General features: G+C 69.7%; 15 protein-coding genes. 9 read left to right on the top strand and 6 right to left on the bottom strand.

What is annotated here, in order from left to right; translation table 11 throughout:
* Positions 1 to 4: 4 nt before the first annotated feature.
* A complete protein-coding gene (locus Q8X39_RS17740) occupies positions 5 to 595 on the bottom strand; it encodes a CBS domain-containing protein (protein ID WP_305751025.1) in 591 nt (196 codons plus the stop codon).
* 142 nt (positions 596 to 737) lie between these two features.
* A complete protein-coding gene (locus Q8X39_RS17735) occupies positions 738 to 1,850 on the bottom strand; it encodes a 3-deoxy-7-phosphoheptulonate synthase (protein ID WP_305751024.1) in 1,113 nt (370 codons plus the stop codon).
* A 117-nt stretch (positions 1,851 to 1,967) separates the two neighbouring features.
* Between Q8X39_RS17735 and Q8X39_RS17730 the strand changes: the two genes are divergently transcribed.
* The 3 genes from Q8X39_RS17730 to Q8X39_RS17720 all read left to right on the top strand — a co-directional run bounded on the left by Q8X39_RS17730 (position 1,968) and on the right by Q8X39_RS17720 (position 5,243).
* On the top strand, positions 1,968 to 3,449 hold the full coding sequence (locus Q8X39_RS17730; RefSeq protein WP_305751023.1) for a histidine kinase: 1,482 nt from the start codon (positions 1,968 to 1,970) through the stop codon (positions 3,447 to 3,449).
* On the top strand, positions 3,446 to 4,090 hold the full coding sequence (locus tag Q8X39_RS17725) for a response regulator transcription factor (RefSeq protein WP_305751022.1): 645 nt from the start codon (positions 3,446 to 3,448) through the stop codon (positions 4,088 to 4,090). The genes Q8X39_RS17730 and Q8X39_RS17725 overlap by 4 nt, the downstream gene beginning before the upstream one ends.
* Before the next feature lie 169 nt (positions 4,091 to 4,259).
* Positions 4,260 to 5,243, top strand: a complete 984-nt coding sequence (locus Q8X39_RS17720) for a PQQ-dependent catabolism-associated beta-propeller protein (protein WP_305751021.1) — start codon at positions 4,260 to 4,262, stop codon at positions 5,241 to 5,243.
* Positions 5,244 to 5,261: 18 nt separating this feature from the next.
* Here Q8X39_RS17720 and Q8X39_RS17715 read toward each other — a convergent pair whose 3' ends face one another.
* Positions 5,262 to 6,386, bottom strand: a complete 1,125-nt coding sequence (locus Q8X39_RS17715; protein ID WP_305751020.1) for a calcium:cation antiporter — start codon at positions 6,384 to 6,386, stop codon at positions 5,262 to 5,264.
* Between the two features lie 259 nt (positions 6,387 to 6,645).
* Between Q8X39_RS17715 and Q8X39_RS17710 the strand changes: the two genes are divergently transcribed.
* Positions 6,646 to 7,830, top strand: coding sequence for an acetyl-CoA C-acyltransferase family protein (locus Q8X39_RS17710; protein ID WP_305751019.1), 1,185 nt, complete (start codon positions 6,646 to 6,648; stop codon positions 7,828 to 7,830).
* An 89-nt stretch (positions 7,831 to 7,919) separates the two neighbouring features.
* On the opposite strand, the gene Q8X39_RS17705 is transcribed toward Q8X39_RS17710, so the two are convergent.
* Positions 7,920 to 8,225, bottom strand: coding sequence for an antibiotic biosynthesis monooxygenase family protein (locus Q8X39_RS17705; protein WP_305751018.1), 306 nt, complete (start codon positions 8,223 to 8,225; stop codon positions 7,920 to 7,922).
* A gap of 112 nt (positions 8,226 to 8,337) precedes the next feature.
* Between Q8X39_RS17705 and Q8X39_RS17700 the strand changes: the two genes are divergently transcribed.
* Both Q8X39_RS17700 and Q8X39_RS17695 read left to right on the top strand, forming a co-directional pair.
* Positions 8,338 to 8,886 (top strand): YaeQ family protein, encoded by a 549-nt coding sequence (locus tag Q8X39_RS17700; protein WP_305751017.1) that lies wholly within the window; start codon positions 8,338 to 8,340, stop codon positions 8,884 to 8,886.
* A gap of 109 nt (positions 8,887 to 8,995) precedes the next feature.
* On the top strand, positions 8,996 to 10,636 hold the full coding sequence (locus Q8X39_RS17695; RefSeq protein ID WP_305751016.1) for a peptide chain release factor 3: 1,641 nt from the start codon (positions 8,996 to 8,998) through the stop codon (positions 10,634 to 10,636).
* Between the two features lie 107 nt (positions 10,637 to 10,743).
* Here the strand turns inward: Q8X39_RS17695 and Q8X39_RS17690 are convergent, their stop codons facing one another.
* Positions 10,744 to 11,907: an alpha-hydroxy acid oxidase gene (locus tag Q8X39_RS17690; RefSeq protein WP_305751015.1), complete on the bottom strand. Its 1,164-nt coding sequence runs from the start codon at positions 11,905 to 11,907 to the stop codon at positions 10,744 to 10,746.
* A gap of 97 nt (positions 11,908 to 12,004) precedes the next feature.
* On the bottom strand, positions 12,005 to 12,940 hold the full coding sequence (locus tag Q8X39_RS17685) for a LysR substrate-binding domain-containing protein (protein ID WP_305751014.1): 936 nt from the start codon (positions 12,938 to 12,940) through the stop codon (positions 12,005 to 12,007).
* Positions 12,941 to 13,269: 329 nt separating this feature from the next.
* Here Q8X39_RS17685 and rpsL point away from each other — a divergent pair, with 329 nt between their 5' ends.
* The 3 genes from rpsL (at position 13,270) to fusA (ending at position 16,484) form a co-directional block, all read left to right on the top strand.
* Positions 13,270 to 13,644 carry a 30S ribosomal protein S12 gene (rpsL, locus tag Q8X39_RS17680; protein WP_130482345.1) on the top strand — a complete coding sequence of 125 codons (375 nt, stop codon included), beginning with the start codon at positions 13,270 to 13,272 and terminating at the stop codon, positions 13,642 to 13,644.
* 180 nt (positions 13,645 to 13,824) lie between these two features.
* Positions 13,825 to 14,295, top strand: coding sequence for a 30S ribosomal protein S7 (gene rpsG, locus Q8X39_RS17675; RefSeq protein WP_305751013.1), 471 nt, complete (start codon positions 13,825 to 13,827; stop codon positions 14,293 to 14,295).
* Between the two features lie 86 nt (positions 14,296 to 14,381).
* On the top strand, positions 14,382 to 16,484 hold the full coding sequence (gene fusA / locus Q8X39_RS17670; RefSeq protein WP_305751012.1) for an elongation factor G: 2,103 nt from the start codon (positions 14,382 to 14,384) through the stop codon (positions 16,482 to 16,484).
* Positions 16,485 to 16,686: the final 202 nt, after the last annotated feature.

Here is a 16,686-nt window from a genome sequence, read left to right as displayed (position 1 = left end):
ACGCTCAGGCCCGCAAGGCCTGCTGGATCTCGGCGAAGGTCGACGCGATCTCGGTCGCGTCGATCGAGCGGCCAAGCTGGCGCTCGATCTGCGCCTGCGAGATCACCCCGCGCACCCGTGCCGGGCCGTCCAGGCCGGCCTTCTGGACCACCAGGAGGTGGCGCCGGCCGACCAGCTTGAGGGTCTCGATCAGGTCGGCGACGCAGCTGTGGCCCAGCGCCTCGAAGTCGATCGCATCGAGTGCCGCCAGCTCCGTCATCACGTCGGAGACGACCAGGTCGTCATGTCGCACGCCGCGCCGGGCGATGACCTGCATCGGCCGGTCGCCGTCGAGATCGGTGGAGGTGATCAGCCCGAGGACGCAGGGCATCTGCTCGACCACGAAGAGCAGGCGCACGCCCTGCTGGATCATGGCCTGGCGAGCCTCGCGCAGCGACAGCGTCGGTGCGATGGTGGCGGCCTTCACGCGCGCCAGGTCGGTCATCACCGACAGCGCGGGAGACTGGGTCGTGACCACCGCCGCCAGCGGCGGCTGGGCCTGCGAGATGCAGGTGCCTTCGGGAAAGCGGAAGGTGCGCAGCGTCGAGATGCTCATGGCGATCAGGGTCCTTTCAGATCGGATGAATCGGCAGGAGGGGCGGCGAACGACGTCGTCGGCCCCGGTCGCCAAGGTAGCGGCGACCCCCTGTGTCGATCCACACCGATCCGGTGTCAGGACGCAAGAATCCGCCGGGCCTTCAACCCCGCCGCGCGCGCACGGCCTGCGCCAGCTGGTGCAGCACCGGCTGGGTCTGGGCCCAGCTGATGCACGCGTCGGTGATCGACACGCCGTGCGAGAGCGGCTGGCCGGTGACCAGGTCCTGGCGACCCTCCTGCAGGTGGCTCTCGATCATCACGCCGGTGATGCGGCGCTCGCCGGCGGTGATCTGGGCGGCGATGTCGGCCGCGACGTCGATCTGGCGGCGGTGCTGCTTGCTGCTGTTGGCATGCGAGCAGTCGACCATGACCTGCTCGCGCAGGCCGGCCGCGCGCAGCGTGTCGCAGGCGGCGGCGACGTGCTCGGCAGCGTAGTTCGGCGTCTTGCCGCCACGCAGGATGACGTGGCAGTCGGCGTTGCCGCGGGTCTCGAAGATCGCGGCCTGGCCCATCTTGGTCATGCCCATGAAGGCATGCGGCGCGCTGGCCGACAGGATGGCGTCGCTGGCGACCTTGAGGTTGCCGTCGGTGCCGTTCTTGAAGCCGACCGGACAGGACAGGCCCGAGGCGAGCTGGCGGTGGGTCTGGCTCTCGGTCGTGCGCGCGCCGATCGCGCCCCAGCTGATCAGGTCGGCGATGTACTGCGGGCTCAGCAGGTCGAGGAACTCGGTGCCGGTGGGCAGGCCCAGCCCGGCGATCTCCAGCAGCAGGCGGCGGGCCCGCTCCAGGCCCTCGTTGATGGCGAAGCTGCCGTCCAGGTGCGGGTCGTTGATGTAGCCCTTCCAGCCCACCGTCGTGCGCGGCTTCTCGAAGTAGACCCGCATGACGATGGCCAGCGCGTCGCTCAGCAGCGGCACCTCGTGCTGCAGGAAGCGCGCGTAGGCGATGGCCTGGTCATGGTCGTGGATCGAGCACGGCCCGACGACGACGATCAGCCGGTCGTCGCGGCCATGCAGCACGTCGGCCAGCCCGGCGCGGCTCTTCTCGACCAGCGCCAGCGTGGCCTCGGGCACCGGCAGGCGCTCCTGCAGCAGCGCCGGGTTGATCAGCGGGCGGACCGCGCGGATGCGCACGTCGTCGATGCGGGTGGTGTCCAGCGTGGCTTCACGCGTGCCGGCTTCGCGGTCGTGGCGGGGGTCGTCGAGGTGGGACATGGCGGGGTCGGGTGAAGGCGGGCCGGGATTATCCCGGCCGCCGCGCCGCCATGAGCTCGGGCACCATGGGCGCCGATGAACCGAGCGCCACCCCCTTTCGACCTGCCTCGCCTGGTGATGAGACGCGCCTTCGCGGCCGGGCTGGTCGCGCTGCTGCTGGCGGCGGTCCTGGGGCTGATGCGGGTCAACGACAACATCGAGGAAGAGGTCGACGCCGCCATGTCGCTGGCCAGCGTGATGGCGCGCCTGGGCACGCTCGACCAGGTCGACGACCGCAGCGCGCTGGCCGCGCTGCGGGAAACGCTGCAGCAGGAGAGCCTGCGCCACCTGACGCTGCACATCATCGACAGCCGCGGCCGCGTCGTCCTGCAGCCGCTGCCGCCGCCACCCGATCCGGTCGCGCTGGGCTGGCTCTACGCGCTGCACCGCCAGACCCTGTCGTCGCCGGACGGCCGGCGCGCGTCCTGGCCCGTGCGGCGGCCTGATGGCAGGGGCTGGATCGTCTCGCTGGCAGCCTCGCACGAGAGCGAACGCATCGAGGCGATCAACAACCTGGCCGGCGCGCTGGCGCTGCTGCTGGGCTGCATCGGCGCGCTGCTCCTGGCCATGGCCTGGAACGTGCGCCGCGCCTTCGCGCCCATGGCCGATCTGCTGGCCGCGATCGACCGGGTCGGCCAGCATGACCACGACGCCGTGCGCCAGCTGCCGCGCATGCCCATCCGCGAGCTGGAATCGGTCGCGACCGCGCTGCGGGCCCTGGTGCAGGCGCTGGACCGTGCCGAGTCCGAGCGCCGGCTGCTGAGCCAGCAGGTGCTGACGCTGCAGGAGGACGAGCGCCACCACCTGGCCCGCGAGCTGCACGACGAGTTCGGCCAGCGCCTGACCGCGCTGCGGCTGGATGCCGTCTGGCTGGACCGGCGACTGGCCGACCAGCCCGATCAGGCCGAGCTGCAGGCGGTCGTCGCGGGCATGGCCGAACGGTGCGCCGAGGTGCAGCGCGACATCCGCGACCTGCTGGTGCGGCTGCGCCCGCTGGGGCCCGGCGACGACGGCGGCGAGGCCGGCAGCGAGTCGGGAGACAGCGGCCGGCTGCCGCTGGCCCGGCTGGTGCAGCTGCTCGAAGGCCTGGTCTCGGGCTGGCAGGCCGGCGCCCCGCCCGGGCCCGAGCCGACCGTCTGGCGGCTGGTGCTGCGCCAGCGCGGCCACCCCGGCATGGTCGGCGACCTGGCGTTGCCGCTGGACCCGGACGTCGCAGCCTCGACCCGCCTGCCGCGCGAGCTGGTGCTGGCGCTCTACCGCATCAGCCAGGAGGCGCTGACCAACGCCGCCCGCCATGCCCAGGCCGGCGAGGTCGAGCTGGCCCTGACGCTGCGGCTGGACCGCCGTCCGCCGGTGATCGAGTGGTCGGTGCGCGACGACGGCGTCGGCCTGGCCGATCCGGCCGGCGCGCGCCCGCGCGGCAATGGCCTGGGCGGCATGCAGGAACGCGTCTGGGCGCTGGGCGGCCAGTGGTCGATCGGCCACGCGACACAAGACCCCGACGGCCGACCGCGTGGCCTGGCGCTGTCGGCCACGCTGAGCTGGCGTGATCCCGCATGAATGCCACCACCCCCGTCCCGACGCCCGCCCGCCTCGCGCTGGTCGATGACCACGCCATCGTGCGGGCCGGCTATGCCCGCCTGATCGAGCTGGAGGACGACCTGGTCGTCTGCGCCGAGTTCGGCGATCCGGATCAGGCCCTGACCGCGCTGGCTGGCGCACTGCGCGGCCGCGTCGACGTGCTGGTGCTGGACCTGTCCATGCCCGGCCGCAGCGGCCTGGACCTGCTGCGCAGCATCGTGCGCGCCGGCCTGCCGCTGCAGGTGCTGGTGGTGTCGATGCACGACAGCGCGGCCCTGGTCACGCAGTGCCTGCAGGCCGGCGCGCGTGGCTTCGTCTCCAAGAGCGCCGACCCTCAGGCGCTGATCGACGCGCTGCGCCGGGTGGTGCGCGGCGAGCCGGTGCTGCCGCCGGGCCACGACCCGGCCTCGCCGAGACCGCCGCACCACGACCTCACCGCGCGCGAGCTGGAGGTGCTGCGCCTGCTGCTGACCGGCATGCCCTTCGAGGCGATCGCCCAGCAGCTGGGCGTCAGCGAGAAGACCGTCTCCAACCACCAGACCCAGATCCGCCAGAAGCTGGGCGTGGCCAACGCGATCGAGCTGGTGCACTGTGCGCGTCAGCACGGGCTCATGCCCTGAGCCTGTCGGCGCGGCGGACCGCGCCACGACGGGACCGCGTGGCGTGCCGGTCTCGGGGGTTTCCTGCTCCCGGGAAGTTTTCCCTAGGTCAACTCGGGCGCGCTGGCTACGGTGCAGGCGGTGGTGACCATGGTGGTCACCGACCTCGAACCCTCCAGAGCCGCCGACCATGAAGCTGACCCGTCACCCCCTCTGCCCGATCGCCCTGGCCGCCCTGCTGTCGACTGCCGCCCTGACGGCCTCGGCGCAGGGCGTGGCCTATGTCTCCAGCGAGAAGGACCATGCGCTGGCCGTGATCGACCTGGCCACCCAGACCGTCACCGGCAGCGTGCCGACCTGCAAGCGCCCGCGCCACATGCGCGCTACGCCCGACGGCAAGCAGCTGGTCGTCGCCTGCGGCGACTCCGGAGAGGCCGACGTGATCGACCTGGCCACGCGCAAGTCGGTCGGACGCATCGACCTGGGCGACGACCCGGAGATCTTCGACCTCTCGCCCGACGGCAAGACGCTCTACGTCAGCAACGAGGAGGACGCCGAGATCGGCGTGATCGACGTCGCCAGCGGCAAGCGCAGCAAGGCCGTGAAGGTCGGCCAGGAGCCCGAGGGCGTGATCGTCAGCCCCGACGGCAAGCGGGTCTACGCGACCTCCGAAGTCGCCAGCATGGTCCACGTGATCGATGCGGCGACCGGCAAGGTCACCCACAACATCAAGGTCGGCAAGCGCCCGCGCCGCTTCGCGATCACGCCCGACGGCGCGCAGCTGTGGGTCAGCAACGAGCTGGGCGCCAGCGTCAGCGTGATCGCCACGGCCGACCTCAAGGTGATCGACACGATCAAGTTCAGCGTCAAGGGCGCCCGCGCCAGCGACATCACCCCGGTGGACCTGAAGATCAGCGCCGACGGCCAGCGGGCCTATGTCGGTCTGGGCAACGCCAACCACGTCGCCTTCGTCGATGTCGCCAGCCGCAAGACCACCGACCTGGTGCTGGCCGGCAAGCGCGCCTGGGGCCTGGGTCTGAACAAGGCGCAGGACCGCCTGTTCGTCGCCAACGGCCTGTCCGACGACCTGACCGTGATCGACACCGGCGCGGCCAAGGCGCTCAAGACCGTGCGGGTCGGCCGCGTGCCGCACAGCGTGGTCGTGGTCGACTGACCGACCGGGCCGGCCGGTTCACGGGAACACCGCCAGGAACAGGAAGACCGCGAACAGCACCAGGTGCACGGCGCCCTGCAGCACCGTCGCCCGGCCGCGTCCCAGCGTCAGGGTGCCGACCATGAAGGTCAGCACCAGCAGGACGATGGCGCTCGGATCCAGGCCCAGCACCAGCGGGTGCGGGTGGAACAGCGACAGCACGGCCACCGCCGGGATGGTCAGCCCGATGCTGGCGAGCGCCGAGCCGATCGCCAGGTTCAGGCTGGTCTGCAGCCGGTTGTGGGCGGCCGCGCGCACCGCCGCCCAGGTCTCGGGCAACAGCACCAGCAGGGCCACCAGCACGCCGACCAGCGCCTGCGGTGCGCCCAGCGCGGCCACGCCGGCCTCCAGGCTGGGCGCGAGGGTCTTGGCCAGGCCGACCACGCCGACCAGGCAGGCCATCAGCAGCGCCAGCGCCAACCAGGCGACGGTGACCGACGGCGGCTCGGCATGGGCGCTGGCGTCGGCCAGGTCGTCCTCGTCGGCCGGCAGGAAGTAGTCGCGGTGGCGCACCGTCTGCACGAACACGAAGACGCCGTAGAGCGTCAGCGAGACCACCCCGGCGAAGGCCAGTTGCGCGCCAGAGAAGGTCGGCCCCGGCGAACTGGTCGTGAAGACCGGCAGCACCAGCGTCAGCGTGCACAGCGCGGCCAGCACCGCCAGCGACGGGCTGGTGCCCTCGACGCGGAAGGCCAGCACGCCGTGGCGGATCCCGCCCACCAGCAGGCACAGGCCGACCACGCCGTTGCAGACGATCATGACCGCGGCGAACACGGTGTCGCGGGCCAGCGCGCTGGCGCTGGCGCCGCCGGCCAGCATCAGCGAGACGATCAGCGCCACCTCGATCACCGTCACCGCCAGCGCCAGCACCAGCGTGCCGAAGGGCTCGCCGACCCGGTGCGCGACCACCTCGGCATGGTGGACGGCCGACAGCACCGCCGCGATCAGCCCGGCCGAGGCCAGCAGCACGCCCCACCAGGCTTCGGCCCCCGCGAACTGGAGCCCCAGCAGCAGGACCAGCGCCACGGCGGGCAGCAGCAGGCTCCAGGCCGGCAGCGCGTGCGGCAGGCGGGAGGCGGGTGAGGTCCGTTCGGTCGAGGGCATGTGCAAAAGGATACGGGACGGATACGGGACGCGCCCGCCGCGCGACGGGGTCGCTGCGCCGCAACATGAGGCGCCGCCCTGAACGTTTTCGTCACCGGTACGTGGTGCCCGGACGGCGCTGGAGCGGCCCGCACGCGCCGGCATCGGGCATCATGTTGGCCGTCGTCAGGCCGCCGTATCCGGGCCGGCGTATGGTCCCGTTCCACGGTTCCTGATTTCCGTTCCGTTCACTCCCCCCGATTCCCTGCAGGAGACACACATGAGCAAGCGCGACGTCGTCGTTCTGGGCGCAGCCCGTTCCGCCATCGGCACTTTCGCCGGTTCGCTCGCCGACATGGAGCCGGCCGACCTGGCCGGCGCGGTCATGAAGGCCACGGTCGAGCGTTCGGGCGTCGACCCCAAGGCCATCAACTACGTGACGGTCGGCAACTGCATCCCGACCGAAAGCCGCTACGCCTACGTCGCCCGCGTGGCCTCGATCCAGGCCGGCCTGCCGATGGACTCGGTCGCCATGGCCGTCAACCGGCTGTGCTCGTCGGGCCTGCAGGGCATCGTGACGACCGCCCAGAACATCCTGCTGTCGGACTGCGACTACGGCGTCGGCGGCGGCGTCGAGGTGATGAGCCGCGGCGCCTACCTGTCGCCGCAGATGCGCTCGGGCGCACGCATGGGCGACGCCAAGATGATCGATGCGATGGTCGCCGTGCTGACCGACCCGTTCGGCGTCGGCCACATGGGCATCACCGCCGAGAACCTGGTGACCAAGTGGGGCATCAGCCGTGAAGAGCAGGACGCCGTGGCCGTCGAGTCGCACCGCCGCGCCGCGCTGGCCATCGCCGAAGGCCGCTTCAAGAGCCAGATCGTCCCGATCGTCAAGCAGACCCGCAAGGGCGAGGTCACCTTCGACACCGACGAGCACGTCAAGGCCGGCACCACGATGGAATCGCTGGCCAAGATGAAGCCGGCGTTCAAGAAGGACGGCACGGTCACCGCCGGCAACGCCTCGGGCATCAACGACGGCGCCGCCTTCCTGGTGCTGGGCGACGCCGCCCGGGCCTCGGCCGACGGCCACAAGCCGCTGGCCCGTCTGGTGTCGTATGCCGTCGCCGGCGTTCCCAACGACGTGATGGGCGAAGGCCCGATCCCGGCCACCAAGATCGCCCTGAAGAAGGCGGGCCTGACGCTGGACCAGATCGACGTGATCGAGTCCAACGAAGCCTTCGCCGCCCAGGCCATCGCCGTGGCGCGCGGCCTGGAATTCAACCTGGCCAAGGTCAACCCCAACGGCGGCGCGATCGCCCTGGGCCACCCGGTCGGTTGCTCGGGCGCCTTCCTGGCGGTCAAGGCCATCTACGAGCTGCATCGCACCCAGCAGCGCTACGCGCTGGTGACGATGTGCATCGGCGGCGGCCAGGGCATCGCGGCGATCTTCGAGCGCCTGTGATGCACGGCGGGCAGCGGCTGCGGTCGCTGCCTCGCCTGAAACGACAAAAGGGCCCGCGGGCCCTTTTTTCATGCGCGTTCGGCGGCAGCTCAGTCGGCCGACTTCGCGAGCAGGTCGAAATGCTCGACCACCGGCGGCTGTGCGAAGAACGGGCCGACGATGGCGCGCCACTGCGCGAAGGCCGGCGACTCGCGGAAGCCCACCGTGTGGTCCTCCAGCGTGGCCCACCAGATCGTCAGCAGGTAGCGCTCGGGCGACTCGATGCCCTTGTGGACCTTGAAGCCGCAGAAGCCCTGGGCATGCGAGATGACGGTGGCGAGGCCGTGCTGGATGGCGGCGTCGAACTCGGCCTGGCGGCCGGGCTGGATGCGGATGTCGGCGACTTCGAGAATCATGGCGGGCTCCGGGTCAGGTGGTGGACAAGAGGACAAGGTGACAAGGCCGCGGATCGTAGCGGCGCCGGTCCGCCGGGGCTGTCACCCCGGACCCCCCACCTAGAATCGCCCGATGGCCATCCGCTCCACCATCCACAAGGCCGAACTGGCCATCGCCGACATCGACCGCGGCTACTACGCCGACCACGCGCTGACGATCGCACGGCATCCGTCGGAGACCGAGGAGCGCCTGATGATCCGCATCCTCGCCTTCATGCTGAACGCCGACGAGCGCCTGGCGCTGGCCGGCGACATCTCGACCGACGACGAGCCCGCGATCTGGGCCCGCGACGACACCGGCGTCATCCTGCACTGGATCGAGGTCGGCCTGCCCGACGAACGGGTGATCCGCAAGGCCTGCGGCCGCGCCGACCGCGTCACCGTGCTGGCCTACGGCGCGCGCAAGGCCGAGGCCTGGTGGGCCGACAACAGGAACACCCTGGCGCGGCACCGCAACCTGACGGTCGACTTCCTGCCCGAGCCGGCCTGCGATGCGCTGACCGCGCTGGCCGACCGGTCGATGCGCCTGTCGGCCACGATCCAGGACGGCCACGTCCTGATCAGCACCGCCAAGGGCAGCGCCGAGCTGGCGCTGGACCACTGGCAGGCGCCGCCGGCCTGACCGGGCCGGGCGGCGCGGGTCACCACGCCGGCCGCGGCGCTGCGAGAATCGCGGGTTCGCCCCGACGACCCCCGACCCAGGAGCCGGGCCATCCGCCCGCGCCAGCGCCATGACCACCGAGACCTCCGACGCCCTGACCGATCCGCTGGCCCGCGAGATCCGCCGCCGCCGTACCTTCGCGATCATTTCGCACCCCGACGCCGGCAAGACCACGCTGACCGAGAAGCTGCTGCTGTTCTCCGGCGCGATCCAGATCGCCGGCTCGGTCAAGGCCCGCAAGGCCAGCCGCCACGCCACGTCCGACTGGATGGAGATCGAGAAGCAGCGCGGCATCTCGGTGGCCTCGTCGGTGATGCAGATGGAATACGGCGACTGCGTCATCAACCTGCTGGACACCCCCGGCCACCAGGACTTCTCCGAAGACACCTACCGCGTGCTGACCGCCGTGGACGCCGCGCTGATGGTGATCGACGCGGCCAACGGCGTCGAGCCGCAGACCCGCCGCCTGCTGCAGGTCTGCCGGGCCCGCAACACGCCCATCCTCACCTTCATCAACAAGATGGACCGCGAGGTCAAGGACCCGCTGGCGCTGATGGACGAGATCGAGCAGGAGCTGGGCATGACCGTCGTGCCCTTCACCTGGCCGGTCGGCATGGGCAAGGTCTTCCGTGGCGTGATGGACCTGCGGGCCGACCAGATGCGCCTGTTCGCACCCGGCGAGGACCGCGTCGGCGGCGACGAGGAAACGCTGCACGGCCTGCAGGACCCGGCCCATGCCGAACGCTTCGGCGCGCCCTTCGAGCAGGCCCTGGGCGAGATGGAACTGGTGCGCGACGCCGCGCCGGCGTTCGACCATGCCGAGTTCCTGTCGGGCCGCCAGACGCCGATGTTCTTCGGCTCGGCGATCAACAACTTCGGCGTGCGCGAGGTGCTGGACGCGCTGGTCGAGCTGGCCCCGCCGCCCGGCGCCCGCACCGCGATCGAGCGCACCGTCGAGCCCGACGAGGCGAAGTTCAGCGGCGTGGTCTTCAAGGTCCAGGCCAACATGGACCCGGCCCACCGCGACCGCATCGCCTTCGTGCGCGTGTCCTCCGGCAAGTTCACCCGCGGCATGCGCCTGAAGGTCGTGCGCAACGGCAAGGAGATGCGCCCGCAGACGGTGGTGAGCTTCCTCTCGCAGCGTCGCGAGCTGGTCGACGAGGCGGTCGCCGGCGACATCATCGGCATCCCCAACCACGGCGTGCTGCAGCTGGGTGACACGCTGACCGAGGGCGAGGCGCTGCACTACACCGGCCTGCCCTTCTTCGCGCCGGAGAGCTTCCGCACCGTCGAGATCAAGGACCCGCTGCGCAGCAAGCAGCTGCGCCAGGGCCTGCAACAGCTCGGCGAGGAGGGCGCGATCCAGGTCTTCAACCCGGTCTCGGGCGGCTCGCTGATGCTGGGTGCGATCGGCCAGCTGCAGTTCGAGGTGGTGCTGCACCGGCTCAAGAGCGAATACGGCGTCGACGCCCGGCTGGACCCCTGCCGCTTCACGCTGGCGCGCTGGATCACCTGCGCGGACGAGGCCAAGCTCAAGCGCTTCATCGAGTCCGAGCCGCTGCGCATCGCCTACGACGTGGTCGGCGCACCGGCCTTCCTGGTGCAGTACAGCTCGGACCTGCGGGTGACGCAGGAACGGGTGCCCGACATCCAGTTCCACGCCATGCGCGAGCACTCCGGCCGGGTCTTCGGCGCGGCGCCCTCGCTCTGACCGGCCGGGACCCGCGCCGCGCCTCAGGCCGGCCGAGCGCCGGCCCGCCCCAAGCCGGCCGGCGTCCCCCTGGGGGACCGGCCGGCGTACCTGCCGGACGAGGGGCCTCAATCTCTCGGGGTGACCGGATAGGTGCCCGGCACCAGGATGGAACGGTCGACGTTGACAAGCCGGGTGTGGCCGCAGAAGGCCATCGTCACGTCGAGTTCCTTGTGCAGGATCTGCAGCGCCTTGCTGACGCCTGCCTCGCCCATCGCGCCCAGGCCATAGACCATGGCCCGGCCGATCATCGTGCCGCGCGCGCCCAGGGCCCAGGCCTTGAGCACGTCCTGGCCGCTGCGGATGCCGCCGTCCATCCAGACCTCGATGCGCGAGCCGACCGCCTCGACGATGGCCGGCAGCGCATCGATGCTGGCGGGTGCGCCATCGAGCTGGCGGCCGCCGTGGTTGCTGACCACGATCGCGTCGGCACCGGCCTGCGCGGCCAGCACGGCGTCCTCGACCTCCATGATCCCCTTGAGGATCAGCTTGCCGCCCCAGCGCTCCTTGACCCAGGCCACGTCCGCCCAGGACAGGCGCGGGTCGAACTGCTCGTTGGTCCAGGCCGACAGCGAGCGCATGTCGCTGACGCCCTTGACGTGGCCAACCAGGTTGCGGAAGGTGTGGCGGCGCGTGCCGGCCATGCCCAGGCACCAACGCGGCTTGGTCATCAAGTTGACGATGTTGCGCAACGTCGGCCGCGGCGGTGCGGTCAGGCCGTTCTTCAGGTCCTTGTGGCGCTGGCCGATCACCTGCAGGTCCAGCGTCAGCACCAGCGCGCTGCACTTCGCCGCCTTGCAGCGGTCGATCATGCGGGCCATCGCATCGCGGTCGCGCATCATGTAGAGCTGGAACCAGAACGGCGCGGTGGTGTTCTCGGCGATGTCCTCGATCGAGCAGATGCTCATGGTCGACAGCGTGAACGGGATGCCGAACTTCTCGGCCGCGCGGGCGGCGTGGATCTCGCCATCGGCATGCTGCATGCCGGTCAGGCCGACCGGCGCGATCGCCACCGGCATCTTCGCGGCCTGGCCGATCATCTCGACGGCCGTGCTGCGGTTCTCCATGTTCACCGCCACGCGCTGGCGCAGCTTGATGCGGCCGAAGGCGCTCTCGTTGTCGCGGTAGGTGCCTTCGGTCCACGAGCCGGAATCGGCGTAGTCGTAGAACATGCGCGGCACGCGCTTCTCGGCCAGCACGCGCAGGTCTTCGATGTTGGTGATCACGGGCATGCGGGGTCTCCTCGGGGGCGTTCGTGGAATCGTTCGGGTCGTGAACGTGAGCGCCGCGATGCTAGCGAGCGCCCCGCCCGGCGCACCTGAAAGAAATTCAGGCCGGACCGGAAAGCGCGGCACGGCCCTCGGCGACGGCCGTGTCGCAGACGGTGGCCAGCCAGTCGGCGAAGGCCGCCGCCGCCAGGTCGCCGGGGCGGACCCGCACCTGGTACTGCTGGGCCGGCTGGGCCGGCAGGTCGAACAGCGCCCGCAGATCACCGCTGCGCAGCCAGCCGCGCGCCAGCGAGGGCCGCACCAGCGCGACGCCCTGCCTGGCCAGCGCCGCCTCCAGCGTCAGGCCCAGGTCGACCAGGCGCGGGCCGTCGGACGGCTCGGGCCAGTCCAGCCCGGCCGCCCGGAACCAGGGCTGCCACGGCTCGACCGGCGTGCGCAGCAGCGGCCAGCCGGCCAGGTCGGCGGGCAGGCGCGGCCGGCCGTGGCGCGCGATCAGCGCCGGACAGGCGGCCGGCAGCACCGCCTCGTCCATCAGGAGCGCCATGCCGGGCGAGCCCGGCGGGCCGTGGCGAACCTCGACGTCGGACTCGACCGAGCCGCTGTCCTGCAGGAAGGGGATCGACAGCACGACCTCGATCTCGACCTCCGGATGCCCGGCCGTGTAGCCCGGCAGCGCCGGCACCAGCACATGCCGCGCGAAGGTCGGCGGTGCGCTGACCCGCAGCGTGCGCAGGCGCTGGCGGGCGCGCTGGTGCAGCGGCACGGCGGCCAGCAGGCCGAGCGCGGCGCGGACCTGGCCGAGGTATTCCTTGCCCAGCGCGGTCAAGGTGAGCGAGCGCCCACCACGCGCGAGCAGCGCCGCGCCGAGCAGGTCCTCCAGCGTCGCGATGCGCTTGCTGACGGCGCTGGCGGTGATGGCCAGTTCGTCGGCCGCGCGCTCGAAGCTGCCCAGCCGAGCGGCCGCGTCGAAGGCCCGCAGCGCGTCGATCGACGGGAATCGCAGGTCGGCCAGCGGCGGAAGGGCAGGTTCGTTCATGCTGCGCACTCTAGTGGAGCCCCGGCCCGCCACCGTCCGGTGGACGCTCGCCTTGCCACGTTTTTAGGCAAACCCCTATAATCGCGAGCTTTTCGCTCGGTCCGTGGACTGCTGCTGGACATCCATCCAGCACGGCTTGCGAGCCCCGGCAAGTTCCAACGACGAAGACCGGCAGCCTCCTCATCCACGCATGCAGGGGGACACGCCGTAAACGCCTTCGACAGGCCTGCGACAGCCCAGTGCTGCACGCAGGCTTTGTTGCTGGACGTCGGGCGGTCGATCGCAGCGGGAAGAACCACCACGTAACTTCAAACGGGAACAAGTTACCCATGCCAACCATCAATCAGCTCGTGCGCCACGGCCGTGAGGTCGAGCCCACGAAATCCAAGTCGCCTGCGATGCAGAACTGCCCGCAGCGACGCGGCGTCTGTACCCGCGTGTACACCACGACCCCGAAGAAGCCGAACTCGGCGCTGCGCAAGGTCGCCAAGGTGCGCCTGACCAACGGTTTCGAGGTCATCTCGTACATCGGCGGTGAAGGCCACAACCTGCAGGAACACAGCGTCGTGCTCGTGCGCGGCGGCCGTGTGAAGGACCTGCCGGGTGTGCGCTACCACATCGTGCGCGGTTCGCTCGACCTGCAAGGCGTCAAGGATCGCAAGCAGTCGCGCTCCAAGTACGGCGCGAAGCGTCCGAAGAAGTGATCACCAGCCCGTCACGAGACATCGTCAAGATGACCCGATGACGGAACCAGCGGCAGCCGACCCCTGTGGGGCGTGTCTGTCGAGTAAGCAGATGTCCAGGCTTGTGAGTGACATCTCGGTCGCAGCGACCGCGCCAACGGCGCACCGCAGCAACCCGCTGAAGCCTCGAAAGGAATTGAAATGCCACGTCGTCGCGAAGTACCGAAGCGCGAGATCCTCCCGGACCCGAAGTTCGGTTCGGTGGACCTGTCCAAGTTCATGAACGTGATCATGGAATCGGGCAAGAAGGCCGTCGCCGAACGCATCATCTACGGTGCGCTCGAGCAGGTGGAGAAGAAGTCGGGCAAGGAACCGATGGAGATCTTCCTGACCGCGCTCAACAACGTGAAGCCCATGGTCGAAGTGAAGTCCCGCCGTGTCGGTGGCGCGAACTACCAAGTTCCCGTGGAAGTTCGCCCCATCCGCCGGATGGCACTGGCCATGCGCTGGCTGAAGGAATCGGCCCGCAAGCGCAGCGAGAAGTCGATGGCCCAGCGCCTCGCCAACGAGCTGCTCGAGGCCTGCGAAGGTCGCGGCGGCGCGATGAAGAAGCGCGACGAAGTGCACCGCATGGCCGAAGCCAACAAGGCGTTCTCGCACTTCCGTTTCTGATCCGGTCGACCCGACCTTGAACCCCCCGGCTGCCCTACCCGGTCCGATCGACCGGCATGGGCAGCCTTCGTATTTGGAGTGACACCATGGCTCGCCAGACCCCCATCGAGCGGTACCGCAACATCGGTATCTCGGCTCACATCGACGCCGGCAAGACCACCACCACCGAGCGCATCCTGTTCTACACGGGTGTGAACCACAAGATCGGTGAAGTTCACGATGGCGCCGCCACGATGGACTGGATGGAACAGGAGCAGGAACGCGGCATCACGATCACGTCGGCCGCGACGACCTGCTTCTGGAAGGGCATGGACCTGTCCTACCCCGAGCACCGCTTCAACATCATCGACACCCCCGGACACGTCGACTTCACGATCGAGGTCGAGCGCTCGATGCGCGTGCTCGACGGCGCGTGCATGGTCTATTGCGCCGTGGGTGGCGTGCAGCCCCAGTCGGAAACCGTCTGGCGCCAGGCCAACAAGTACAAGGTGCCCCGCCTCGCGTTCGTCAACAAGATGGACCGCACCGGCGCGAACTTCTTCAAGGTCGTCGACCAGATGAAGACGCGCCTGAAGGCGAACCCCGTGCCCATCGTGATCCCCATCGGCGCCGAAGAGAACTTCAAGGGCGTCGTGGACCTGATCAAGATGAAGGCCATCATCTGGGACGAGGCCTCCCAGGGCATGAAGTTCGACTACCAGGAAATCCCGGCCGAGCTGGTCGCTGAAGCGCAGAAGTGGCGTGAAAGCATGATCGAGGCCGCCGCCGAGTCGAGCGAAGAGCTGATGAACAAGTACCTCGAAAGCGGCGAGCTGACCGAGGAAGAGATCAAGCTGGCGATCCGTCAACGCACCATCGCCACCGAGATCCAGCCGATGCTGTGCGGCACCGCGTTCAAGAACAAGGGCGTGCAGCGCATGCTCGACGCCGTGATCGACTTCCTGCCTTCGCCGGTGGACATCCCCCCGGTCAAGGGCACGGACGACGACGAGCAGGAAACCAGCCGCAAGGCCGACGACAGCGAGAAGTTCGCCGCGCTGGCCTTCAAGCTGATGACCGACCCGTTCGTCGGCCAGCTGACCTTCGTGCGCGTCTACTCGGGCGTGCTGGCTTCGGGCGCTTCCGTCTACAACCCGATCAAGGGCAAGAAGGAACGCATTGGCCGCATCCTGCAGATGCACGCCAACCAGCGTGAAGAGATCAAGGAAATCCTGGCCGGCGACATCGCCGCCTGCGTGGGCCTGAAGGACGTCACCACGGGCGAGACCCTGTGCGATCCGGACGCCATCATCACGCTGGAAAAGATGGTCTTCCCGGAGCCGGTGATCTCGCAGGCCGTCGAGCCGAAGACCAAGGCCGACCAGGAAAAGATGGGCATCGCGCTGGGTCGCCTGGCTGCGGAAGATCCGTCGTTCCGCGTGCGCACCGACGAGGAGTCCGGCCAGACCATCATCTCGGGCATGGGCGAGCTGCACCTGGAAATCATCGTCGACCGCATGAAGCGCGAGTTCGGCGTGGAAGCCAACGTCGGCAAGCCGCAGGTCGCGTACCGCGAGACCATCCGCTCGAAGGTCACCGACGTCGAAGGCAAGTTCGTTCGCCAGTCGGGCGGCAAGGGCCAGTACGGCCACGTCGTGCTGACCGTCGAGCCGCAGGAAGCTGGCAAGGGCTTCGAGTTCGTCGACGCGATCAAGGGCGGCGTGGTGCCGCGCGAGTTCATCCCCGCCGTCGAGAAGGGCCTGATCGACACGCTGCCGAACGGCGTGCTGGCCGGCTTCCCGATGGTCGACGTCAAGGTGACGCTGACCTTCGGTTCGTACCACGACGTGGACTCGAACGAAAACGCCTTCAAGATGGCTGCTTCGATCGGCTTCAAGGACGGCTGCCGCAAGGCCAGCCCGGTCATCCTCGAGCCGATGATGGCCGTGGAAGTCGAGACGCCGGAAGATTACGCCGGCACCGTGATGGGTGACCTGTCCAGCCGTCGCGGCATGGTCCAGGGCATGGACGACATCCCGGGCGGTGGCAAGGTCATCAAGGCCGAGGTCCCGCTGTCGGAAATGTTCGGCTACTCGACCTCGCTGCGCTCGGCCACCCAGGGCCGCGCCACGTACACGATGGAGTTCAAGCACTACTCTGAAGCTCCTCGCAACGTGGCCGACGCGATCATCACCGCGCGCGCCAAGTAAGCAGTTCCCTGCGGCCGCCCTCACCGGCGGCCGCACTTCGTGCGGTCTCCGCAGCGCCTGCCCCCGCATGCCCGTGCGCGGGGGACACCCAGCACCGCGAGAGACCTAAAACCGCCCACGGGCATTGTTCTTTGATCAGGAATCTGACATGTCTAAAGAAAAGTTTGAACGGACCAAGCCGCACGTCAACGTCGGCACGATC

Source organism: Leptothrix discophora (assembly GCF_030705305.1).
GTDB classification, from domain to species: domain Bacteria; phylum Pseudomonadota; class Gammaproteobacteria; order Burkholderiales; family Burkholderiaceae_C; genus Sphaerotilus; species Sphaerotilus discophorus.
This window is presented reverse-complemented; position numbering and strand designations above follow the sequence as displayed.

Excerpts from the sequence above, each read along its gene's own strand:
- Q8X39_RS17740 (WP_305751025.1), bottom strand. The coding sequence starts at position 595 with ATGAGCATCTCGACGCTGCGCACCTTCCGCTTTCCCGAAGGCACCTGC.
- Q8X39_RS17735 (WP_305751024.1), bottom strand. The coding sequence starts at position 1,850 with ATGTCCCACCTCGACGACCCCCGCCACGACCGCGAAGCCGGCACGCGT.
- Q8X39_RS17730 (WP_305751023.1), top strand. The coding sequence starts at position 1,968 with ATGAGACGCGCCTTCGCGGCCGGGCTGGTCGCGCTGCTGCTGGCGGCG.
- Q8X39_RS17725 (WP_305751022.1), top strand. The coding sequence starts at position 3,446 with ATGAATGCCACCACCCCCGTCCCGACGCCCGCCCGCCTCGCGCTGGTC.
- Q8X39_RS17720 (WP_305751021.1), top strand. The coding sequence starts at position 4,260 with ATGAAGCTGACCCGTCACCCCCTCTGCCCGATCGCCCTGGCCGCCCTG.
- Q8X39_RS17715 (WP_305751020.1), bottom strand. The coding sequence starts at position 6,386 with ATGCCCTCGACCGAACGGACCTCACCCGCCTCCCGCCTGCCGCACGCG.
- Q8X39_RS17710 (WP_305751019.1), top strand. The coding sequence starts at position 6,646 with ATGAGCAAGCGCGACGTCGTCGTTCTGGGCGCAGCCCGTTCCGCCATC.
- Q8X39_RS17705 (WP_305751018.1), bottom strand. The coding sequence starts at position 8,225 with ATGATTCTCGAAGTCGCCGACATCCGCATCCAGCCCGGCCGCCAGGCC.
- Q8X39_RS17700 (WP_305751017.1), top strand. The coding sequence starts at position 8,338 with ATGGCCATCCGCTCCACCATCCACAAGGCCGAACTGGCCATCGCCGAC.
- Q8X39_RS17695 (WP_305751016.1), top strand. The coding sequence starts at position 8,996 with ATGACCACCGAGACCTCCGACGCCCTGACCGATCCGCTGGCCCGCGAG.
- Q8X39_RS17690 (WP_305751015.1), bottom strand. The coding sequence starts at position 11,907 with ATGCCCGTGATCACCAACATCGAAGACCTGCGCGTGCTGGCCGAGAAG.
- Q8X39_RS17685 (WP_305751014.1), bottom strand. The coding sequence starts at position 12,940 with ATGAACGAACCTGCCCTTCCGCCGCTGGCCGACCTGCGATTCCCGTCG.
- rpsL (WP_130482345.1), top strand. The coding sequence starts at position 13,270 with ATGCCAACCATCAATCAGCTCGTGCGCCACGGCCGTGAGGTCGAGCCC.
- rpsG (WP_305751013.1), top strand. The coding sequence starts at position 13,825 with ATGCCACGTCGTCGCGAAGTACCGAAGCGCGAGATCCTCCCGGACCCG.
- fusA (WP_305751012.1), top strand. The coding sequence starts at position 14,382 with ATGGCTCGCCAGACCCCCATCGAGCGGTACCGCAACATCGGTATCTCG.